Annotated in this window: 22 protein-coding genes; 4 read left to right on the top strand and 18 right to left on the bottom strand. The window is 63.1% G+C overall.

The features are described from left to right. Nucleotides 1–74 precede the first annotated feature (74 nt). From LZ012_RS08780 to LZ012_RS08770, 3 genes are all read left to right on the top strand, one after another. Nucleotides 75–530, top strand: coding sequence for a peroxiredoxin (locus tag LZ012_RS08780; RefSeq protein ID WP_275709806.1), 456 nt, complete (start codon nt 75–77; stop codon nt 528–530). Nucleotides 531–558: 28 nt separating this feature from the next. Beyond that, nucleotides 559–1,983: a PhoH family protein gene (locus tag LZ012_RS08775; RefSeq protein ID WP_275709804.1), complete on the top strand. Its 1,425-nt coding sequence runs from the start codon at nt 559–561 to the stop codon at nt 1,981–1,983. An 83-nt stretch (nt 1,984–2,066) separates the two neighbouring features. Beyond that, nucleotides 2,067–3,332, top strand: coding sequence for a transglutaminase-like domain-containing protein (locus tag LZ012_RS08770; RefSeq protein ID WP_275709802.1), 1,266 nt, complete (start codon nt 2,067–2,069; stop codon nt 3,330–3,332). A gap of 3 nt (nt 3,333–3,335) precedes the next feature. Here LZ012_RS08770 and dnaB read toward each other — a convergent pair whose 3' ends face one another. The 10 genes from dnaB to LZ012_RS08720 form a co-directional block, all read right to left on the bottom strand. Then, entirely contained in the window at nt 3,336–4,745 is a 1,410-nt protein-coding gene (gene dnaB / locus LZ012_RS08765; RefSeq protein ID WP_275709800.1) for a replicative DNA helicase, read from the bottom strand. Nucleotides 4,746–4,810: 65 nt separating this feature from the next. Continuing rightward, nucleotides 4,811–5,257 (bottom strand): 50S ribosomal protein L9, encoded by a 447-nt coding sequence (gene rplI, locus LZ012_RS08760; protein ID WP_275709798.1) that lies wholly within the window; start codon nt 5,255–5,257, stop codon nt 4,811–4,813. An 18-nt stretch (nt 5,258–5,275) separates the two neighbouring features. Next, on the bottom strand, nt 5,276–5,551 hold the full coding sequence (rpsR, locus tag LZ012_RS08755; protein ID WP_275709796.1) for a 30S ribosomal protein S18: 276 nt from the start codon (nt 5,549–5,551) through the stop codon (nt 5,276–5,278). After that, nucleotides 5,523–5,837, bottom strand: a complete 315-nt coding sequence (priB, locus tag LZ012_RS08750) for a primosomal replication protein N (RefSeq protein ID WP_275711750.1) — start codon at nt 5,835–5,837, stop codon at nt 5,523–5,525. Before priB ends, rpsR begins: the two co-directional genes overlap by 29 nt. A 37-nt stretch (nt 5,838–5,874) precedes the next feature. Next, on the bottom strand, nt 5,875–6,249 hold the full coding sequence (gene rpsF, locus LZ012_RS08745; RefSeq protein ID WP_275709794.1) for a 30S ribosomal protein S6: 375 nt from the start codon (nt 6,247–6,249) through the stop codon (nt 5,875–5,877). A 114-nt stretch (nt 6,250–6,363) separates the two neighbouring features. Beyond that, the gene (locus tag LZ012_RS08740; RefSeq protein ID WP_275709792.1) at nt 6,364–8,145 is read right to left on the bottom strand and encodes an acyl-CoA dehydrogenase; all 1,782 of its coding nucleotides are present in this window, start codon (nt 8,143–8,145) and stop codon (nt 6,364–6,366) included. Nucleotides 8,146–8,150: 5 nt separating this feature from the next. Then, nucleotides 8,151–9,827, bottom strand: a complete 1,677-nt coding sequence (locus LZ012_RS08735; protein ID WP_275709790.1) for a type IV pilus assembly protein FimV — start codon at nt 9,825–9,827, stop codon at nt 8,151–8,153. 124 nt (nt 9,828–9,951) lie between these two features. Beyond that, nucleotides 9,952–10,617 carry an energy-coupling factor ABC transporter permease gene (locus LZ012_RS08730; protein WP_275709788.1) on the bottom strand — a complete coding sequence of 222 codons (666 nt, stop codon included), beginning with the start codon at nt 10,615–10,617 and terminating at the stop codon, nt 9,952–9,954. 36 nt (nt 10,618–10,653) lie between these two features. Then, nucleotides 10,654–11,586 (bottom strand): electron transfer flavoprotein subunit alpha/FixB family protein, encoded by a 933-nt coding sequence (locus LZ012_RS08725; RefSeq protein ID WP_275709786.1) that lies wholly within the window; start codon nt 11,584–11,586, stop codon nt 10,654–10,656. Between the two features lie 2 nt (nt 11,587–11,588). After that, nucleotides 11,589–12,338 (bottom strand): electron transfer flavoprotein subunit beta/FixA family protein, encoded by a 750-nt coding sequence (locus tag LZ012_RS08720; RefSeq protein WP_275709784.1) that lies wholly within the window; start codon nt 12,336–12,338, stop codon nt 11,589–11,591. Between the two features lie 117 nt (nt 12,339–12,455). On the opposite strand from LZ012_RS08720, the gene LZ012_RS08715 reads away from it, so the two are divergent. Then, a complete protein-coding gene (locus LZ012_RS08715; RefSeq protein WP_275709782.1) occupies nt 12,456–13,079 on the top strand; it encodes a TetR/AcrR family transcriptional regulator in 624 nt (207 codons plus the stop codon). On the opposite strand, the gene LZ012_RS08710 is transcribed toward LZ012_RS08715, so the two are convergent. From LZ012_RS08710 to LZ012_RS08675, 8 genes are all read right to left on the bottom strand, one after another. Then, the gene (locus tag LZ012_RS08710) at nt 13,076–13,681 is read right to left on the bottom strand and encodes an ABC-type transport auxiliary lipoprotein family protein (protein ID WP_275709780.1); all 606 of its coding nucleotides are present in this window, start codon (nt 13,679–13,681) and stop codon (nt 13,076–13,078) included. The genes LZ012_RS08715 and LZ012_RS08710 overlap by 4 nt on opposite strands. Continuing rightward, nucleotides 13,682–14,608, bottom strand: a complete 927-nt coding sequence (locus tag LZ012_RS08705; protein ID WP_275709778.1) for an MlaD family protein — start codon at nt 14,606–14,608, stop codon at nt 13,682–13,684. Between the two features lie 9 nt (nt 14,609–14,617). Next, nucleotides 14,618–15,373: an ABC transporter ATP-binding protein gene (locus LZ012_RS08700; protein ID WP_275709776.1), complete on the bottom strand. Its 756-nt coding sequence runs from the start codon at nt 15,371–15,373 to the stop codon at nt 14,618–14,620. Next, on the bottom strand, nt 15,370–16,476 hold the full coding sequence (locus LZ012_RS08695; RefSeq protein ID WP_275709774.1) for an ABC transporter permease: 1,107 nt from the start codon (nt 16,474–16,476) through the stop codon (nt 15,370–15,372). The genes LZ012_RS08700 and LZ012_RS08695 overlap by 4 nt, the downstream gene beginning before the upstream one ends. After that, nucleotides 16,473–17,975 (bottom strand): exopolyphosphatase, encoded by a 1,503-nt coding sequence (ppx, locus tag LZ012_RS08690; RefSeq protein WP_275709772.1) that lies wholly within the window; start codon nt 17,973–17,975, stop codon nt 16,473–16,475. Before ppx ends, LZ012_RS08695 begins: the two co-directional genes overlap by 4 nt. Nucleotides 17,976–18,107: 132 nt before the next feature. Further along, the gene (locus LZ012_RS08685; RefSeq protein ID WP_275709770.1) at nt 18,108–20,000 is read right to left on the bottom strand and encodes a propionate--CoA ligase; all 1,893 of its coding nucleotides are present in this window, start codon (nt 19,998–20,000) and stop codon (nt 18,108–18,110) included. Nucleotides 20,001–20,047: 47 nt separating this feature from the next. Continuing rightward, nucleotides 20,048–21,163 carry a GGDEF domain-containing response regulator gene (locus LZ012_RS08680; protein WP_275709768.1) on the bottom strand — a complete coding sequence of 372 codons (1,116 nt, stop codon included), beginning with the start codon at nt 21,161–21,163 and terminating at the stop codon, nt 20,048–20,050. A gap of 1 nt (nt 21,164) precedes the next feature. Beyond that, nucleotides 21,165–22,160 carry an oxidoreductase gene (locus LZ012_RS08675; protein WP_275709766.1) on the bottom strand — a complete coding sequence of 332 codons (996 nt, stop codon included), beginning with the start codon at nt 22,158–22,160 and terminating at the stop codon, nt 21,165–21,167. Between the last annotated feature and the right edge of the window lie 14 nt (nt 22,161–22,174).

The raw sequence follows: 22,174 nt of genomic DNA, 5'->3' as shown, positions 1-22,174 counted from the left end.
CCGCAGTGTAACAACTTGACCGCCCACCTGCCCATTGCCCACAATGGCTCAAACCAACAACATAGAGGCAGAACATGCTCGATACAAAAATCCCCGACTTCTCCCTCCCCGCCACCAGCGGCACCACCTTCAGCCTGGCCGGCCAGGCCGGCAAAATCGTCGTCATCTACTTCTACCCCAAGGACAGCACACCGGGCTGTACCACGCAGGGCCAGAATTTCCGCGACCTGCATGCCGAGTTTCAGGCCGCCAACGCCGTCGTGCTGGGCATCTCCCGCGACAGCCTGAAATCGCACGAGAACTTCAAAGCCAAGCAGGCTTTCCCCTTCGAACTCGGCTCCGATGCCGACGAAGCCGTCTGCAACCTGTTCGGCGTCATCAAGCAGAAGATGATGTACGGCAAGCAGGTACGCGGCATCGAACGCAGCACCTTCGTCATCGACGGCCAGGGCGTCCTGCGCCGCGAATGGCGGGGCGTCAAGGTGCCGGGCCACGTGCAGGAAGTGCTCGATTTCGTCAAAACGCTCTGATTTCCAACCCCTGACCAAAGGCCCCCTCATGCCGCGCAAACCCGCTGCCGCAAAGAAGCCCGCCGTTACCAAGATCTTCGTTCTCGACACCAACGTGCTGATGCACGACCCCAGCAGCCTGTTCCGCTTCGAGGAACACGATATTTTCATCCCGATCATGACGCTGGAGGAACTCGACAACCACAAGAAGGGCATGACCGAAATTGCCCGCAATGCCCGCCAGACCTCGCGCATGCTGGACGAAATGCTGGCCCACGACGAAGTCGATATCGACGAAGGCATCGACCTCTACGGCCCGTCCAGCAAGCTGGCCAGCGGCCGCCTCTACCTGCAGACCGAGGCCATTAGCGGCGAATTGCCGCAGGGCCTGCCGACCTCCAAGGTCGACAACCAGATCCTGTCGGTGGTCATCCACCTGCAGAAGAAATTCCCTAAGCGCCCGGTCATCCTGGTGTCGAAAGACATCAACATGCGCATCAAGTCGCGCGCCCTCAACCTGCTGGCCGAGGACTACTTCAACGACAAAGTGCTGGAAGACACCGACATCCTCTATTCCGGCACCCGCCTGATGCCCGAGGATTTCTGGGACAAGCACAGCAAGGGCATGGAGTCGTGGAAGAAGGAGAGCAAGACCTATTACAAGGTCACCGGCCCGCTCTGTCCGCAGCTGCTGGTCAATGAATTCGTCTGGCTGGAAAGCGACGGCTTCGCCGCCATCGTCAAGGAAACCGCCGGCAAGACCGCCGTGCTGGAAACGCTGATCGATTACACCCACCCGAAGAACGCCATCTGGGGCATCACTGCGCGCAACCGCGAACAGAATTTCGCGATGAACCTGCTGATGAACCCAGACATCGACTTCGTTACCCTGCTCGGCCAGGCCGGCACCGGCAAGACCTTGCTGACCCTGGCCGCCGGCCTGACCCAGACCCTGGAAAGCAAGCATTTCGCCGAAATCATCATGACCCGCGTCACCGTCCCGGTCGGCGAGGATATCGGCTTCCTGCCCGGCAGCGAGGAAGAGAAGATGGCACCGTGGATGGGCGCCCTCGAGGACAACCTCGAAGTCCTCACCCATTCCGACGACAGCAGCAGCCCCTATGGCGGCGATTGGGGCAAGGCGGCGACCAACGACATCGTCCGTTCCAAGATCAAGGTCAAGTCGCTCAACTTCATGCGCGGCCGGACCTTCCTGAAGAAGTATCTGATCATCGACGAAGCGCAGAACCTGACACCGAAGCAGATGAAGACCCTGGTCACCCGCGCCGGCCCCGGCACCAAGGTGATCTGCCTGGGCAATATCGCGCAGATCGACACGCCTTACCTGACTGAAGGCAGTTCCGGCCTGACCTACGTCGTCGATCGCTTCAAGGGCTGGACGCACTCCGGTCACATCACGTTACAACGCGGCGAACGCTCGCGTCTGGCTGACCACGCGGCCGAAGTGCTATAATCCGCTCCACACAAATAAAGGGGCCGTGTCAGTGACACGGCCCTTTCGTTTCAGCCACGGATAGTTTCCGCCGGAGGAGCCTTTTGAAACGTCGCGATTTTCTGGCGTCAGCCGCCGCGTTGTCCCTGTTTGCTTCCGAAGCCTGGGCCGCCAAAAAACAAACCAAACCAGCCGCCGGTGCCAAGCCGGCCGGTGCAGCCAAGGCCAAACCCGGCGCCCGCGCGGCAAAACCGGCTGCCGGCCGCGGCGTGCGCGGCAAACCGGCCATGTCGTACAAGCCGCAACAGCCGGTCGTGCACACCGCCGACGATCCTGTCATCGAACGCCCGCCGCAGGGAACTACCGCCTCGCGGCTGCCGCCGGTCAAGGCGCCCGAGCCGCCCAACGAGTGGCGGACCTACGAAATCACGACCACCGTCAACCTCAAGGGCAAAAACGGCCCGACCCGCTTCTGGCTGCCCCTGCCGCTGAATCAGGACACCCTCTATCAGCGCACGCTTGGCCACTCGTGGACCGGCAACCCGGCCAATCTCAGCATGCGCCGCCTGCCGGACGGCGATCTCGAGGTTTTCCATTGCGAATGGCCGGAGGGCGGCGATGCCCGCTTGCAACTGACGACGCTGGTAACCACCGCCGACCGCCATTTCGACGTCACCAAGCGCACCGTTGCACCGGAGCGCGAAGACATCCTGCGCCGCAATCTGCAGGCCTCCCAGCTGATCCCCAACGACGGGCTCGCCTTCCAGCTCGGGGAACGCATCCTGGGCCGCATCAAGGACCCGGTGGCGCAAGCCAAGGCCATCTACGACTGGGTCGTCGACAACACCACCTACGACCCCACCCTGCCCGGCTGCGGCACCGGCGACGTACGCCGGCAATTGATCAGCGGTCAGTATGGCGGGCGATCGGCCGACATCAACGGGCTGTTCGTCAGCATCTGCCGCGCCATCGGCATTCCGGCCCGCTGCGTCTATGGACTGCGTACCGGCCCGTCGCGCCTATTCCGCAGCCTCGGCATCCCGGGCGACGACGTGACGCGTGGACAGCACGTCCGGGCCGAATTCTACGTCCCCGGCTACAGCTGGATTCCGGTCGATCCCAGCGACGTGCGCCGGGCCATCGCCATGGACGTCCTATCCGACCGCGACAGCAAGCTGATCTCGCTGCGCAAGATATTGTTCGGTGTCTGGGAAATGAACTGGATCGCCTTCAACCTGGGTACCGATGTGACCCTGCCCGGCAAGAACTCGGCCATCCCCTTCCTGCTCCATCCGCAAATGGAAATCGGCGGCCGCAGCGTCGATGACGCTGCTCAATACACCATCAAGACCCGCCAGGTCGTGCTGTAAGGATCAGTTGGGCGAATCGACGAACCCGCCGCTGGCGAGGTTCTCGAAGCGCGTGTATTCGCCGAGGAAGGCCAGGCGCACGGTACCGGTCGGGCCGTTACGCTGCTTGCCGATGATGACCTCGGCCATGCCTTTGTTGTCCTGGCTGTCCTTGTTGTAGTACTCGTCGCGGTACATCATCAGGATCACGTCGGCATCCTGTTCGATAGCGCCCGATTCGCGCAAGTCGGACATCATCGGCCGCTTGTCGGTGCGCTCCTCGACCTTACGCGACAGCTGGGACAGGGCAACGATGGGGACCTGCAGTTCCTTGGCCAGCGACTTGATCGAACGGGAAATTTCCGACACTTCGGTCGCCCGGTTCTCGCCCTGCTTGTTACCCGACATGAGCTGGATGTAGTCGATGACCAGCAGGCCGAGCTTGCCGCCGTACTGGCGGGCCAGGCGACGAGCACGGGCGCGCAGGTTGGCCGGGCTCAGGCCGCCGGTTTCGTCGATGTAGATCGGCGCCTCATGCAACTTGCCGAGCGCGAATGACAGCTTCGACCACTCGTCGTCGCTCATCCGGCCGGTACGCAGGCTCTGCGAATTCAGGCGGCCGATCGAGGCCAGCATACGCGTCGCCAATTGGGCGCCGCCCATTTCCATCGAGAACACGCCAACCGGCAGGCCCGAATCGACTGCCACGTTTTCGGCGATGTTCAGTGCAAACGCCGTCTTGCCCATCGACGGGCGCCCGGCGACGATAATCAGGTCGCCCGGCTGAAAACCCGAGGTCTTCTGGTCCAGATCGAGAAAGCCGGTCGGTACGCCGGTGATATCCGACGGATTGTCGCGGTCGTGCAATTCCTGGATGCGCTCGACGACCTGCGTCAGCAAGGGATTGATATGCACGAAACCTTCGTTGTGCCCGGCCCCCGCTTCGGCAATCTTGAAAATCTTCGATTCGGCTTCGTCGAGCAGGGTTTCGGCATCGCGCCCGAGCGGGTTCAGCGCATCGGCAGCGATCTCGTCGGCCGTTGCCACCAGTTGGCGCAGCACGGCGCGCTCGCGGACGATTTCGGCGTAGCGCTTGATGTTCGCCGCCGACGGCGTGTTGGCCGCCAACTCGCCGAGGTAGGCCAGGCCGCCGGTCTGGTCGCCCTCGCCGGCGCCATCCAGCGCCTCGGCCACCGTCACCACGTCGGCCGGCTTGGCCCGCTCGAGCAGGCTGCGGATCTGCCGGAAAATGCGCCGGTGCTCGTCGCGGTAGAAATCGGTATCGGTGACCAGATCGCCCATCCGGTCCCAGGCCTGATTGTCGAGCAGCAGGCCGCCAAGCACCGATTGCTCGGCTTCGATGGAATGCGGCGGCACCCGCAGGGTGTCCAGGGTGGCGTCGGTGACTTTGGGTTTGAATGGGCGCTGATTCATGGCGGACAGTTTAAATTAAAAAGGCCCCGCAACTGCGGGGCCTTTTTGGTGACAGCTAAACCGAATTACTCGGCAGCGACGGTCACGGTGATGTTGGCCAGCACGTCGGTGTGCAGGGCGACATCGAGCGGGAACTCGCCGATCGCCTTGAGCGGGCCTTCCGGCATGCGGACAGCAGCCTTGTCGACGTCGAAACCGGCAGCCTTCAGGGCTTCGGCGATGTCGGCGTTACCGACGGAACCGAACAGACGGCCATCCATGCCGGCCTTGCGGGCAACGGTCACGGCGGTGCCGTTCATCTTGTCGGCAACAGCCTGGGCAGCAGCCAGCTTTTCAGCGGCGGCCTTTTCCAGTTCGGCGCGGCGAGCTTCGAACTCGGCCATGGCAGCCGGCGTGGCGCGCTTGGCCATGCGTTGCGGAATCAGGAAGTTACGGGCGTAGCCGTCCTTGACCTTGACGACATCGCCGAGGTTACCCAGGTTGACAACCTTTTCGAGCAGAATGATTTGCATGTTTCGTCTCCCCGAGAATTATTGATGGTTGTCGGTGTACGGCAGCAGGGCCAGGAAGCGGGCGCGCTTGATAGCGCTGCCCAGCTGGCGCTGATAGCCGGCCTTGGTACCGGTCAGACGAGCCGGCATGATCTTGGCGTTTTCCTGGATGTATTCCTTCAGGACTTCAACATCCTTGTAGTCAATCTGTTCGACCTTTTCAGCCGTGAAGCGGCAGAACTTGCGACGCTTGAACAGGCCGCCACCGCGCTTCTTTTTCTTGTCGTCATCCTTCTTCTTGAAGAATCGAGCCATTTTCGTTTCCTTCCAAATATTCGAGTGTATTCACATGCAGTACGGGTGTCCGACTGTTGCGTCCTCTGGCAGCGAGAAATCCTGTCACCTTGAGTTGCCCGCCAAGCGGAGCAGCTTGCAGCCAGCGGGCGTTGTCGCCCAGGGCCACGACAGCAATTTCGACTTCTACCAGACGCTGCGCACCGTTTTCGATCAGCGAGGAGTTGTGTTGCAAACGTCCTTCACTGACCGGAATCCCGGCTGGCGTGTAGCGCAAGGCTTTGCGCTCGGCCAGTTGCCCGGAGATGGTGATGCAGTTCAGCAGTCAGCCCGTACCAATATGCTTAGGCAGCAGCCTGTTCTACCGGGGCAGCATCGCCACCGAGCAGGGACTTGGACTTCTCTTCCTTCATCATCGGGGACGGAGAGGTCACGGCAGCCTTCATCTTGACGGTCAGATGACGCAGAACGGCATCGTTGAACTTGAACGAATGCTCGAGTTCGTTCAGCGTCTCGCCGTCGCACTCGATGTTCATCAGAACGTAGTGGGCCTTGTGGATCTTCTGGATCGGGTAAGCCAGCTGACGGCGACCCCAGTCTTCCAGACGATGGATCGAACCGCCCTTGGCGGTTACGATGGAGCGATAGCGCTCGACCATGCCGGGCACTTGTTCGCTTTGGTCCGGATGGACGATAAAGCAGATTTCGTAATGGCGCATGCAAACTCCTTTTGGGATGAACCCTCCGCCATGCGTTTGCGGTAGGGCAAGGTTGAAAAGCCCAAGATTATAACAACAATCCCGGGCTTTCGATCGAACAGTAGCGACTTATTTTCAGAAGCTGTCGTCGGCGATCTCCAGCGCACCGGGCGCGCCGGCCACCACGGACTCGGCCAGGCCGGCAGCTTGGGTCAGGAAATGATCGGCGAAGAAGCGGGTCGTCGTCAGCTTGGCCGCCCAGAACGGGTCCGCGTCACCTGCCGCAATCTTGCTCCGGGCGATGACTGCCGCCCGCCCCATCTGCCAGCCGCCGGCCACGACGCCAAGCAGGAAGAGGAAGGGCACGGCGCCGGCATGGGTTGCCTTGGGATCGCCCTTGAAATTGGCGACGATCCAGTCGACCGCCTTGTCCACGGCGTCGATGCCGGCCTGTTGGCGGGCTCCGATACCGGCCAGTTCGCCATCAAGCTTGGCGGCGCCGGCCCGCATCTCGGCGATCACCGCCTTGATGGTGGCGCCCTGCTCGCGGGCAATCTTGCGGCCGATCAGGTCGTTCGCCTGGATGGCGGTCGTACCTTCGTAGATGGCCGTGATCCGGGCATCGCGCAGATGCTGGGCGGCGCCGGTTTCCTCGATGAAGCCCATGCCGCCATGGACCTGGACGCCGAGGGAGGCGATGTCGATGGCGCTTTCGGTGCTCCAGCCTTTGATTACCGGAATCATCAGGTCGGCGAACGCCTGGCCTTGCTTGCGCGCCGCTTCGTCCGGGTTGCCATGGGCATTGTCCTGCGCAGCGGCCGTAACATAAGCCAAGGCCCGCATCGCTTCGATGCGCGAACGCATGGACATCAGCATACGGCGCACGTCCGGATGCTTAATGATCGGCACTTTCGGACCGCCCTTGACGCCCAGTTCGCCCCCCTGGATGCGCTCCTTGGCATAGACGACGGCCCGCTGGTAGGCGCGCTCGGCATCTCCGAGGCCTTCCAGGCCGACGTTGAAACGTGCTGCGTTCATCATGATGAACATGTATTCCAGGCCGCGGTTCTCCTCGCCGACCAGCGTGCCGATGGCACCACCGTTGTCGCCGAAGGCGAGCACCGCCGTCGGGCTACCGTGGATGCCCAGCTTGTGTTCGATCGACACGCAATAAACATCGTTGCGTTCGCCCGGCGTGCCGTCGGCCTTGAGCAGGAACTTGGGCACGACGAACAGCGAGATGCCCTTGACGCCTTCCAGCGCATTCGGCGTGCGAGCGAGAACGAGATGGACGATGTTGTCCGTCATGTCGTGCTCGCCGTAGGTGATGAAGATCTTCTGCCCGAAAATCTTGTAGGTGCCGTCGCCGACCGGTTCGGCACGCGAGCGGACGGCGGCCAGGTCGGAGCCGGCCGACGGCTCGGTCAGGTTCATGGTGCCGGTCCATTCGCCGGACACCAGATTCGGCAGATAGGCCGCCTTCTGTTCGTCGGTGCCGGCGATCATCAGCGCCTCAATGGCGCCCTGGGTCAGCATCGGGCACAGCGAGAAGGCATGGTTGGCCGCCTTCCACATTTCGCTGACCGCCGTGGACAGCAGCTTAGGCAAACCCTGCCCACCGAATTCCGGATCGCAGCCGAGACCGTTCCAACCGTTGTCCACGAACTGGCGATAGGCCTCCTTGAAGCCCGGCGAAGTCTTGACCGCCTTGTCCTGCCACTTGGCGCCATTCGTATCGCCGACGCGATTGAGCGGCGACAGCACTTCGCCGGCGAACCGAGCGGCTTCCTCGAGGATGGCATCGACCACGTCCGGCGTGGCCTCCTCGCACGCAGGCAGCGCCACGACCTGATCGAGGCCGGCCAGCTCCTGCATGGCAAAACGGATATCCTTCAGCGGGGCAACATATTCACTCATCAGCCTTACTCCATGCGGTTGGCAGTTTCTTTCAGTTCAATCAGGAACAGGATGTCGTCGACCACCGGCATGGCAAAGCCCTGGCGTTGGCCGCCGCGGTTATCGCGCAGCAACTGGTACAAGTAGCCGACCACATCGCCGGACTCCCACAGGTCGGCAATGACACCCATCAGGCGCGGCATGTCTTCGAGCGATTGCGGACGCGGCGCTATGGCATCCGTGTCCTCGCCGCCCGGCGCCCGGACGGCTTCCGCATCCCAGTTCTGGACTTCGACGTTGAAATGCTGGTTAAGATTGCTGGCGACGCTCTCGAATTCGGCGCGCATGCCGGCCATGCGATAGACATCCATCAAGCGGATCCACGGCAGCAGGGCTTCCTCGGGATTGTGGTCGATGAACTCCTGCAGCGCCTGCGCCGCCCCCTTGACCCGACCGAAGGACAGCATGATGTCGGCCAGTTCCATGACGGGATTGACCTCGGATTGCTCGCTCAGCGTGGTGGTGCTGATCGACAGCACCGAATCCGGCGCCGACACCGGTGGCGCGCTTTCCTGAACATTGAACTCGAGCGGCGGGTGGAGAGCCTTATCGTCGAGTTCGACATCGACCGACATCGGCATGGCCGCAGCGGGTTCAAAATGCAGATCGACCGCGCCCGCGCCGGCGTACTCGTCATGCCGCTGCGGGTCGACGCGCACTTCGGGGATCGCGGCGAACGGATCGCTATCCGCATCGGCGTCCCTGGCCTCGCGATACCTGCGCCATCCGAACCAGGCGGCAAGCCCGAACAGCATGCCGGCCGCCAGGCCATAGAGGCTCCACGCAGTGTCTCCGGCTGACTCATTGACCCGGAAAGGTTTCGGCTGCGGATTGCCCGCCGAGGCCACCGGCGCCTCGCCTGGCGCCACCCCAACCGGAGCGGGGGAAGCCGGCTGCGCTGGCGCCGGAGCCGAAGCTTCCTTTTCCACGCGCTGTGCAAATTCGGCGGTGCGCGCCTGCAATTCGGCCAACGTCCCTTCCATGTCGCGCAGTTTTTCGGCCGTCGCCATCTGCGAAGCCGCCTGCTCATGCAGTGCCATCAGCATTCGGTATTCGAGACGCAGGATGTCGCGCTGCGTTTCCTTGGCGACCGTGGCGCTCAGCAACTCGGTGGCCAGGCGCAGGGACGGTTCGCCAACCGTCCCTCCATCGGCTCCGGACAGGAGCAGCCGATCTGGTATATCGGATGCGGCACGGCGCTTTTCGGTTCGGCGCGGCGCCAGGCGGAACGGAGCCTCGTCAGCAGCCGGCGGAGCGGCTGGCCGCACGCGGGGCGGACGCCGCTCAACAGGGCTGGCCGGCGGCTCGCTGCCGACGTAGTCCTGGCGCGCCGGAGCGGCCGGTGCAGCCGCCACGCGCGCCGGCGAGGCCATCAGCACGTAATCGCGGGAAATTTCATGGCCGCAACCGAGCACTACTCGCATCTGCATGATCGGTTCGCGCAACGGGACTTCGGAGCGGATTTCCAGCACCGTTTCGGCACCTCGACGCACGCCCAGGCTGGCCTTGCGCAGCCACGGCAGATCATCGGTCGCGGTTGGCTGCACGAGACGGAAGCACGACGCATCCAGACGCTGCTGCTCCATGCCGAGGAGGATCACCTCAACGCGCAGTCCTTCGCCGAGGACCGGTTGACCGCGCAATTCGCCCAGGCCAACAGCCGATGCGCTTCCGCACAGAAGCAATACCAACAGCAAAATCGAAGCTCGGCCCAGCACGCGATCCAAAAAGCGCTCCCCAATGACGAAAGTATCGAAATTGTAGCCCTTATTTCCCTGCCAGATAGCGCGAGTCGTCGAAGGTGAGTACCCAATGGGGCCGGTAAACCACGAAAAGGGTCATAACCATTCCGGATAGCGAAGCTTCGGCAAAACCGAGGAGCAGGAAATAGGGGAAATAGTCGGTGACCAGGTAATCCCAGGAATAAGCTCCGGCCGCTGCCAACAGCAGGCTCGCCACCAAGCCGACGCCGATAATGGTCAATGCGCTGCCGAGAAAGCCGTTGATGAAGATGTAAACAAAAAAATGCCGCGGCAATATGAAGAAAAATAAGCGGAAGAAGCCTTGACTCAGGACCACCCCTACCCCGGCCAGCAGCATGGCGTTCAGAGCATAGGCCAAGGGGCCGGCGGCGCCGTCCAGCGTGATCGCCAGCGTCACCAGCGATAGTCCAATAAAGGCCAACGCCGGCCCGAAGCTCAGCGTGAATACGGTAGCGCCGAGCAGATGAAAGCCCAGCCCCGGCTTGATCCCCGCCTTCAGGCTCCAGATCAGGGTCAGTAGCACGATCATGCCAAGCCAGACATTCAACTGCTCCGAATCCTTGAGCCGCGCCCACGGCGCCCGCCAAACGCTGCGGGCGAAGAGCGGCAACCAGACGGCCCACGCCGCCCAGTACCAACCTTCGCCCAGCAATGTATCGGTCAGATTCACAGGGCTATTCTAGTGCCAGCCCGTGATTCTGTGACATCAGCCGACGGAACCTGCCAGTTGCGGCACCACCTCGAACAGATCGCCAACCAGACCATAATCCGCCACCTGGAAGATCGGCGCATCCGGATCCTTGTTGATAGCGACAATGACCTTGGACTCCTTCATGCCGGCCAGATGCTGGATGGCACCGGAGATGCCGACGGCGATGTAGAGCTGCGGCGCGACGATCTTGCCGGTCTGGCCGACCTGGTAGTCGTTCGGCACGAAACCGGCATCGACCGCGGCACGCGAGGCGCCGAGGGCGGCGCCGAGCTTGTCGGCGAGCGGTTCGAGCAGCTTGTGGTAGTTCTCGCCGCTACCCAGGCCACGGCCACCGGAGACGATGATCTTGGCGGCACCGAGTTCCGGACGCTCGGACTTAGTCAGTTCGCGATTCTGGAGCTGGGTCTGGGCGGTATCGGCGGTCGCGGCGATGCTTTCGACAGCGGCGGAACCACCGGCAGCAACCGGATCGAAGGCGGTAGTGCGCACGGTGATGACCTTGACGGCATCGGCACTCTTGACGGTGGCCAGGGCGTTGCCGGCGTAGATCGGGCGAACGAAGGTGTCTGCCGCTTCGACGGCGATGATGTCGGAAATCTGGGCAACGTCGAGCAAGGCCGCGACGCGCGGGGCGAGGTTCTTGCCGAAGGTGGTGGCCGGAGCCAGGATGTGGCTGTAGCCCCCGGCGTTCGCAACGACCAGGGCGGTCAGGTTTTCGGCAGTCTGCGCGTCGTAGTGGGCGGCGTCGGCCACCTTGACCTTGGCAACACCTTGCAGGCCAGCGGCTTGCTGGGCGGCGGCAGCACAGTTGGCACCGGCGACCAGGACGTGGAGTTCGCCACCGATCTTCTGGGCGGCAGCCACGGTGTTCAGGGTAGCCGCCTTAAGGGCGTTGTTGTCGTGTTCGGCAATGACGAGAATGGTCATGATCAGATCACCTTCGCTTCGTTCTTGAGTTTGTTCACCAGTTCGGCCACATCGGCCACCTTGATGCCGGCGCTACGCTTGGGCGGCTCGCTGACTTTCAGCGTGGTCAGGCGCGGCGCGACATCGACGCCGAGATCGGCCGGCTTGACGGTGTCGAGCGGTTTCTTCTTGGCCTTCATGATATTGGGCAGCGTGGCGTAGCGCGGTTCGTTCAGGCGCAGGTCGGTGGACACCACGGCCGGCAGGGTGATGGCCAGGGTTTCCAGACCGCCGTCGATTTCGCGGGTGACGGTGGCCTTGCCGTCGGCGATGACGACCTTGGAGGCGAAGGTGGCTTGCGGCCAGTTCTGCAGCGCGGCGAGCATCTGGCCGGTCTGGTTGGCATCGTCGTCGATGGCTTGCTTGCCGCAGATGACGACTTGCGGCTGTTCCTTGTCGCACAGGGCCTTGAGGAGCTTGGCGACGGCCAGCGGCTGGAGGTCGGCGTCGGTTTCGACCAGGATGCCACGGTCAGCGCCGATGGCCATGGCCGTGCGCAGGGTTTCCTGGCAGGCGGCGACACCGCAGGAGACGGCGATGACTTCGGTGGCGACGCCGGCTTCCTTCAGGCGAACGGCCTCTTCGACGGCGATTTCGTCAAACGGGTTCATGCTCATCTTGACGTTGGCCAGATCGACACCCGATCCGTCAGCCTTGACCCGGACCTTCACGTTGTAATCAACGACCCGCTTCACGGGAACCAGAATCTTCACAAGCCTTCTCCTTTAACTCGGTTAGATTATTGTTCAAGCTAATCGCCTGTTTGACAGACGTCCACTCAATCAGCACAATGACCATACTGTGTCGTATGGAAAAGCATACGGTAGCGTATGGAAAACAAACCTGTCAAGTCCTCGATCAAAACTTCGCCAGCCAAAGCCCGTAGCCGGGCGACGCCGGCGCGCACCCAACTCGACCCGGAACGCTGGGTGGATGCGGCTATCGACGTCCTCGCCAAGGAAGGCGTCACCGGCCTGCGCGTCGAAGTGCTGGCCAAGCGCTGCGGCGTCACCAAGGGCAGTTTCTACTGGCACTTCAAGGATCGGCAGGCGCTGCTCGACGCCGTACTTGGACAATGGAAAATCGGGCGCATTCGCGACATCGAAAAAACCACTTCCGTGACCCCGGGCAACGAACGGAACCAGTTGCACTACGCCATCGAAGTCTACGGCGCCAGCCGCAACCGCAAGGGGATGTCGATCGAACTGGCCGTCCGCGACTGGGCGCGGCATGACCCGCAGGCCGCGGCAGTGGTCGAGGAAGTCGACCTCTACCGTCTGGAATGCACGCGCAAGCTGTTCGTCGCCGCTGGCATGTCGGACGCCGAGGCCAAGAGCCGCAGCCTGTTGCTCTACGCCTGCGTTTTCGGCCTGTCGCTGATGCACTACACGCATTTCGACGATAATCTGTCCAATCTCAAGCAGCGCATCGCCGAGCGCATCGTCTCCAACTAGTTGAAACAGCCCCCGGCCGCCGTATTGCCGGCCAGCTGTCTTTCCCAGCCCGCGAGATCGGCGGCCAGCTGATCGGCGGCAGCGGTCAAAGCCCCCACCCCGCCTCGGGCATCCGGCGATGCTGCCGGCTTTTCCAGATTGACCGGCAATTCCGCCAGCTGGCGCCGCGCGCGGTCGAGCAACACTACTCGGCCCTGCAGCACCCCGCGACTGCGATCCGGCGCCGCGAAAATGTGACTGAATTCGGTCATGTCGATACGCATCAGGCAACGCGACTGCCCCTGCCCCGAAGGCGACAGCCCCAACTGCTGCACTAGGCGCTGCTGCAGCAACTGGGCGGGCGGACCGGCCCAGCGGGCCTTGGCGTATTCGCGCAGGCGCGCCGCATCGACATAGGCCAGTCGGTAACCGATGCCCATGCTGTCAAACCATAGCGGCGCCCTGACCTCGAGCGCCAGCGGCGTCTTGCGCGGTGCCGGCAGCAGGCTGGCCGGCGCCGGACCGAAATCGTAGATTATTGGCGACGCATCGCCACCACGCTTGCCGGCGGTAAAGCATCCGGCGAGAAGCAGACAGCACAGGAACCCGCTCAGCCAGCGCATTCACTGCCCTCCCGCCGGATTGAAGCCGGCCTCGCCCGGACCCGGTGCCTGCGACGGCGCACCGAAGACCAGGCCCTGCGGCGTATCTTCAAGAATGCGCAGGACCCTGCTCAGCTGGCGCGAGGTCAGCGAAAAATCCTGGGCCAGTTCGTTGAGCCGCGGCATCAGCGCCGAAGTGCCGCCCGCCGAGGCATCGCCAATGGCGAGGTCGAGCTTGTCGGTTGCCGTCTGCATCTTGCCGATCAGGACGCGCGATTCGGCCAGCAGCGGCCCGACTTCACCGGCCGCCTGCGACAGGTGTTTGACGTTGCGATCGTCGAGCACCTTGCGGACCTGGACCAGCGTGGCATTGAGGTTTTCCAGCGCCGGTTTCAAATTGGCCGAAGCGCTATCGAGATTGGCCAGAGTGGCCGTCAGATGCGCCCGGTTTTCCTCGTTGAGCAAGGCATTGGCGCTGATCATCAACTGCCTCGCCTGCTTCAACGTGGCCGCCCCCGTTTCGCCCAACTCATCAAGCAGCGACGGAATCATCGTGATGCGCGGCGGCGCATCGTCGTTGGGTTCGAGCGGCGAACTGTCCTTGCCGGTTTCCAGCAACAGGATGTGAGCCAGCCCGGTCACCCCCTGGTAATTGAGCTTGGCCACCGTTCCTGTGGTCAGGGGCACGTTGTCGTTCACCGAAATGGTGATCAGGATGTTGCTGTAATCGTCCGGATCGAGCCGGATGTCGCTGACCTTGCCAACCCGGATGCCGCGATAGCGCACTTGCGCCTGCGGGTTCAGGCCACCGATGTTCTGCTTGGTGACGACGATGTAGTCATGCGCCTCTTCGCGACCGCCCCCCAGCCAATACACGGCCAGGATCGCGGCCAGCCCGAGAAGCAAGGCGAAGAGTCCGGCGGCGAAGGCATGCGACTTGTTTTCCATGTTCGGCAATTAAAGCAGCTTCCGGCGATCTCCGCCAAAAAACCCGGTGACGAAGGGATGATCGACGGTCATGATCTCGGCCCGCGTCCCGTAGGCCATGATGTGCTGATCGGCCAGCACAGCGACGTGCGTGGCCAGCCCGGCCAGGGTATTCAGGTCGTGGGTGACCATGACCACAGTCAGGCCCAGCTCGCGCTGCAGATCGCCGATCAGTTCGACGAAATTCTGGCTGCGATCCGGGTCGAGGCCGGCCGTCGGCTCGTCGAGCAGCAGCAACTCGGGTTCGAGCGCCAGGGCGCGGGCCAGTGCGACGCGCTTGACCATACCGCCGGACAGCTCGGCCGGCATCAGCTTGCCGTGCTCGGCACCCAGGCCGACCATCGCCAGCTTGAGATGCACCAGGCGGCGTATCCAGTCGCCGTCGAGACAGCGCAATTCGCGCAACGGGAAGGCGATGTTGTCGAAAACGGACAGGGCCGAGAACAAGGCGCCGTGCTGGAACAGCATGCCGAGCCGGCGGCGCAGATTGCGCTGCAACTGGACGTCCGGCTCGTTCAGATCGACGCCGAACAGGCGGACAACACCGGCATCCGGCCGGTGCAGGCCGAGGATTTCGCGCAGCAAAGTGGTCTTGCCGCTGCCCGAACCACCGAGCAGGCCAACGATCTGCCCTTCATCGATCCGCAAGGCCAGGTCGCGATGCACCGCAGTGCCGCGAAAGCTGGTGCATACCCCTTCCAGCTCGATGACCGGCGGCAGGCTCATAGCTGCGGCACCCCAATCTGCCGGGTGAAAATGGCGAAGATGGCATCGACCAGAATGACTGAGGTGATCGCCGTCACCACGGCACTGGTCGTATTGGCCGACAGGCTCTCGGTATTGGGCTTCACGTGCAGGCCGAAATGGCAGGCGACGAGTGCGATGACGAACCCGAAAACCAAGCCCTTGCCCAGGCCGATCAGCAGGTTGGCGACCGGCACCGCCCGCGGCAGGTTGTCGAGGAAATAGACCAGCGACAAATCCAGCTGCAACAGCGCCGCCAGCATGCCGCCGAGCAAGGCGACCGCCGACGTCCATAGCACCAGCAGCGGCATCGCCACGGTCAGCCCGACCACCTTGGGCAACACGACACGTATGCTGCGCGAAATGCCCATCGTCGACAGGGCGTCAATTTCCTCGGTCACCCGCATCACGCCGATCTGCGCCGTCATCGCCGATCCCGAGCGACCGGCGACCAACACAGCGACCAGTACCGGCCCCAGTTCGCGGATGACCGAGATGCCGAGGATATTGACGATGAACAGATCGGCGCCGAAGCTCTTCAATTGCAGGGCCGACAGGTAGCTGATGGTAACCCCAATCAGAAAGCCGACTAGGGCGGTGACCGGCAAGGCCAGCATGCCGGCCTTGTAGACGTTGGCGGTAAATTCGCGCCATGGAATGTCGCGCGGATGACTGGCCAGGTAACGGCAATCGAGCAGCAATTGGCCGTACAGGGCAATCATGCCGCGCAGGTTGGCAGCGGCCTTGAGCAGCAAACGTCCGAGGAATTCCGGCAGATGCACCCGGGCTACGGGCAGCAGCGGCATTTCCTGCGGCAATTCGGCGACCCGGGCAATGACCTGACGGTGCACGTCGCCAATGTCCAGCCTGGCCGGCCAGGCGCCGTGCCAGGTGCGCCAGAGCAGGACGGCGGCGGCGCTATCGAGCCGGGTCAGCGCCACCAGATCCCAATGTCGCTCGGCCGCAGACAAGCCGGCCAAACCGGCTTGCAACGACTCCAGCATGGGCAGCATTTCCGCCAGCGTCCAGGCGCCGGACAAGACCACCCTCCCCGACTCGACATGCAAGCGGGGAGCGTCGCTCACGCCAGTTTCCTCGCCGGTTTGGACTTGACGAGATAGTCGCGGCCCAGGGCTTTCCAGACCGTGGCTTCCTCGCCGAACGCCGCGGCCGTCCACGGATTGGCGGCCAGCCAGTCGGCCGGGAGATCGAGCAGGTAGCCGTTGGCGGTGCGTTCCACCCGCCAGGCCGGCAAGGCGCGATCATCGCGCGTGCGATGCAGGAGGACGGCCAGGCGCAGGCAGAAGATCAGGTTCCAGGCACTGTCGGTGGCCGGGATGCCGCCCAGTTTCTCCAGCTTGCCGCGATGGCCGAGGACCAACATGGCCAGCCGCGCCTGATCCTTCTTCGAAAAGCCCGGCATGTCGGCATAGGTCAGGATGTAGGCACCATGCTTGTGATAGGCATTGTGCGCCACCGAAATGCCGATCTCGTGCAGGCGACAGGCCCAGGACAGGAACTGGACATCGGCTTCGGAGGGCGCGCCGCCATTGGTTTGTGTCAAGGCCGACAGCGCGGTCGCTTCGACCCGTTCGACCTGATCGCCCTCGACCTGGTAGCGGCGGCGAAACTGCGTGACGGTCGCGTCGCGCATGTCGTGGTGATGGAAGCGGCCGAGCAGATCGTAGAGGACGCCCAGGCGCAGCGCGCCGTCGGCATAGGACATCCGCTCGATGCCCAGCTCTTCGAAAATGGCCGACATGATGGCGACGCCGCCCGGGAACACCGGCAGGCGGTCGCCCTTGATGCCCGGCAGGTCCAGCGCCTCGGCCGAACCGGCCTTGATGAGCAGGGCGCACAGCTTGTCGAGGCCGACCCGCGTAATGCCGCTTTCGCCGTTCGGATTGAGTCCGTTTAGCTCCAGCACATCGGCAATCGCCCGCGCCGAACCCGACGAGCCGACCGCCTCCTTCCAGCCCATGCGCTGGTAGTCGTGGGCGATCAGTTCGATTTCCTTGGCTGCCGCAATCTGCGCCTCGCGCAGGCGTTTGCGGTCGATCTTCCGGTCCGGGAAGAAGCGCAGCGTGTAGCTGACGCAGCCCATATAAAGCGATTCCATCAACTGCGGCTCGTGGCGCTTGCCAATGATGAACTCGGTCGACCCGCCGCCGATATCGACGACCAGCCGCTTGTGGGCCGCCATGGGTAGGGAATGCGACGCGCCGATATAGATTAGGCGGGCTTCTTCGCGCCCGGCGATGACTTCGATCGGAAAGCCGAGCGCCTCTTCGGCCAGCGGCAGAAATTCGCCAGCATTCTTGGCAACGCGCAAAGTGTTGGTGGCGACGGCACGCACCGCCCCGCCATCCAGCCCGCGCAGGCGCTCGCCGAAACGGCGTAGCCCGTCCAGCGCCCTGTCCTGCGCCGCCGCATCGAGCCGCTTGTCCGGCGTCAGACCGGAGGCCAGGCGCACGGGCTCTTTCATCGAGTCCAGGATGTAAATCTGGTCGTCGACCACCCGCCCGACTTGCAGACGGAAACTGTTTGACCCCAGGTCGACGGCAGCGACGGTCTCGTAAATCATCGGTAAAAACGGCAGGTAGCAAGGATTGCCGGGGATTCTACCATCCACCATGAGACCCCATTCTTACCGTCCGGCAATAAAAAAACCCGCCGACTTGCATCGGCGGGTTCTGTGCAACGCAGGCGGCGAAGCTCAGCCGGCCAGGGCGTTCTTGATCTGCTCCAGCGTAGATGGATCCTCGATGGTGGTCAGATCACCCGGGTCGCGGCCTTCGGCCAGCGCCTGCAGCGAACGGCGCAGCATCTTGCCGGAACGGGTCTTCGGCAGACCAGTCACGAAATGCACGCGGGCCGGGCGAGCGATGGCGCCGAGGATGCTGTCGACCGTGCCGAACACTTCCTTCTCCAGCGCCTTGACCATTTCCGGCGTCGCCACCTTGGAAGCATCCTTGACGACGGCGAAGGCCATCGGCATCTGCCCCTTCAGCTTGTCCTCGACACCGACCACGGCGACTTCGGCGATGGCGGCATGGGCCTGGATCGCTTCCTCGATTTCACGGGTGCCCAGACGGTGGCCGGCAACGTTGATCACGTCGTCGGTACGGCCGAGGATGGTGAAGTAGCCGTCCTCGTCCTTGATCGCCCAGTCGTAGGAGGAATAAACCAGCGGCTCCTTGAACAGCGTGAAGTAGGTGGAAACGAAGCGGTCGTCCTGGCCCCAGACGGTGGACAGGCAGCCCGGCGGCAGCGGCGGGATGACGGCGGCGATGCCCTTTTCGTTGGGGCCGCACACCGAGCCATCCTCGCGGAAGATCTGCAGGTTGTAGCCGTACACCGGAAAGGACGGCGAGCCGTACTTGATCGGGGTCTTCTCGACACCCGGCAGCGCAGCAAGCATCGGCCAGCCGGTTTCGGTCTGCCAGTAGTTGTCGATGACCGGAATGCCCAGTTCGCCCATGAACCACTCGTGCGTCGGCTGGTCGAGCGGCTCACCGGCCATGAAGATGTGCTTGAGCGACGACAGGTCGTACTTGTGCATGTAGGCCGGGTCCTGCTTCTTCAGGACGCGGGCGGCGGTCGGCGCCGAGAACATGACGTTGACCTTGTACTTCTCGACGATCTGCCACCAGATGCCGGCATCCGGACGCAGCGGCGTGCCTTCGTACATGATCGTGGCCATGCCGGCGATCAGCGGGCCGTAGATGATGTAGGAGTGGCCGACCACCCAGCCGATGTCGGAGGTCGAGAAGAAGGTTTCACCCTCGCCGCCGCAGTAGATGTGCTTCATGGTCGAGGCCAGCGCCACGGCGTAACCGCCGGTATCGCGCTGCACGCCCTTCGGCTTGCCGGTCGTGCCCGAGGTGTACAGGATGTAGGACGGCTCGTTGGATTCCATCCATTCGCACGGCACCTTGGCATCCATGAACTGGGCGCGCAGCGTGGCGTAATCGACGTCACGACCGGCCACCTTGTTGTAGCCCTTGTCCAGGCCGCGGTCGATCATCAGCACCTTGGCCGGCTTGTTTTCCGACAGCTCGATGGCTTCGTCGAGCAGGTGCTTGTAGGGAACCGCCTTGCCGCCGCGCATGCCGGCATCGGAGGAAACGATCAGCACCGGCTTGGCGTCGTCGATACGGGTGGCCAGGGAGCCGGAAGCGAAACCGCCGAACACCACCGAGTGGATGGCGCCGATACGGGTGGCGGCCAGGATGGCGAAGCAGGCCTGGGCGATCATCGGCATGTAGATCAGCACGCGATCGCCGCGCTTGACGCCGAGGCTTTGGTAGATCGCCGCCATGCGTTCGACTTCGCGCTGCAGTTCGGCAAAGCTATAGACCTTTTCCTCGTCGGTTTCGGTCGACACGAAAATCAGCGCATTGGCGTCCGGACGCTTGGCCGCGTGACGGTCAACCGCGTTATGGCACAGATTGGTTTTGCCCCCGACAAACCACTTCGAAAACGGCGGGCGGGAATAATCGCACACCTGGGTGAACGGCTCCTTCCAGTCGATGAGCTGGGCCTGTTCGGTCCAGAACTCGTTCGGCTTTTCGATGGAATACTGGTGAAACTCCTTGTACGTCGCCATAAAGTCCCTCTAAATAAATTTTCCTGCGTTACAAAATACTGAACGGACTAGTTTTTATGAGGTTTCCGTTCACTCAAACGGCGTTCGATTTCTGCCAAGGGCAGATCCAACCCCAATTCCTGATTCATCAATTGCAGCAAGGGCATCAGCCGCACGCCCAGCGACGGCAGATGCGGAACGACCGGTTCAGGCCGATTGGCCCCCAGCAGTTCCAGCGCATGATTGATCGATATCGGCCGCGTCGCCGGCAGAATGCCGCCCGATTCGGTACGATTCCCGCCGTTGCCCATGGCGATACGCATGCGCTCGCCCGCCATGTCGAGCAAGGCCGCCGCCGTGGCTACCTGGTCGGTTGGCACGCTGGCCAGGCCGATACTGACGGTCAGGGCCACGGTCTGACCATGGATGGTCAGCTTGGCCACCTCGACCGCTTCGCGCACCCGCTGGGCGAAGGTGGCGCAGAAAGCGGGCGCTGTCCCCGGCGAGACGATGGCGAACTGCCCCACGCCGTAATGGCCCAGACTGTCCTCGTGGCGCATCTTGCCGGCCAGCATCTTGGCGAATCGATTGCAGATCTCTTCGGCCACCTGCGCGCCCAAACGCTGACACAACCCATCGAAACCGTCGAACCCGAGGACCATGACGCTGACGTCCAGATGGTGCCGGGCCGCATGCGACAGCGCCTGGGCCATCTGCAGTTCCAGATATTTGCGGGTGAACAGGCCGCTCGCCGGGTCCTGAACCAGATGCTCGCGCTCCGCCGCCAGGTTCTCCTGGGCACTGGTCAAGCTCATCAGGTTGTTCAGGCGGGTCAGCAGTTCCGTAACGCCCGCCCCCTTGGTGACGAAATCGGAAACCCCCATTTCCTTGGCTTTCGCCCTTTCCTCTTCGGTTTCCTCGCCGGAAACCAGGATGAAGGGCAGCTGCTGCAGACGCCGGAGCTTGGAGGTGCGCACCCGCTCCAGCAATTCGTAGCCGTTCAGCTTGGGCATCTGCAGGTCGGAAATTACTGCCTTGATCGAATGGTCGACCACCAGCGTCTGCCAGGCAGCCTCGCCGTCGCTCTCCTCCCGGACCTCGTAATGGTTCTTGAGATGATTGATGAGCGACACCCTGACCACCCGCGAATCATCGACGACCAGAATGTGGGGCAAGTCGGCCATGTCAGCCTCCGGCCACTTCCACTACGACGCGGCCCTTGGCATGCCCGGCGATGTATTCGTCAAAAATTGCCGGCAAGTCAGCGAAGGCAATCCGGCGCGACATCGCGGCCAAGTGCGGCGGCCGCAGATCGGTCGCCAGGCGTTGCCAGACGCCACGGCGGTACGGCTCGCGAATATAGCCGGAATCGATGCCCAGCAGCGACACGCCGCGCAGGATGAAGGGCATGACCGTCGTATTGAGCTTATGGCTGGCGGCGAGACCGATACTGGCGATTGTTCCGCCCTGCTCCATGGTACTGGCGATCCAGGCCAGCACGTCACCGCCCAGGTTGTCCACCGCACCGGCCCACCGACCGCGGTCGAGCGGCCGGATCTTGGTCAGGTCGATACTCTGGCGCAGCATGATCTCCGCCGCCCCCAGGCTGCGCAGATACTCGCTTTCGCTTTCCTTGCCGGTCAGCGCGACGACGTGATAACCGACCTTGGCCAGCATGTCAACTGCCAGGCTGCCGACGCCGCCCGTCGCCCCGGTCACGATGACCGGGCCCTTGTCGGGACGCAGGCCGTTTTCTTCCATGCGCACGACGCCGAGTGCCGCCGTGAAGCCGGCCGTACCGAGGGCCATAGCGTCGTACAGCGACAAGCCGGCCGGCAACGGAACGACCCAGTCGCCCGGCACGCGGGCGATTTCGGCATAACCGCCATGGTGGGCGACGCCGATGTCGAAGCTGGTGGCGATGACCGCATCGCCGGGCTTGAAGCGCGTATCGCCGCTGGCGATGACGGTGCCGGACAAGTCGATGCCGCCGACACAAGGAAAACGCCGAATGATCTTGCCGGCCCCGGTCGCCGCCAGGGCATCCTTGTAATTGACGCTCGAATAGGCCACGCGGATCGTGACGTCGCCGGCATCCAACTGGCTTTCGTTCAGGCGAACGAAGCCGTTGACCACCTTGCCATCGCGTTCTTCGATCAACAGTGCCTTGAAGGAATCCATAGTTCTCCTGCTCC

Source organism: Dechloromonas hankyongensis, from assembly GCF_022012295.1.
GTDB lineage: Bacteria > Pseudomonadota > Gammaproteobacteria > Burkholderiales > Rhodocyclaceae > Azonexus > Azonexus hankyongensis.
The sequence above is the reverse complement of the archived record's forward strand: the minus strand, read 5'-3'. Positions and strand labels throughout refer to the sequence as shown.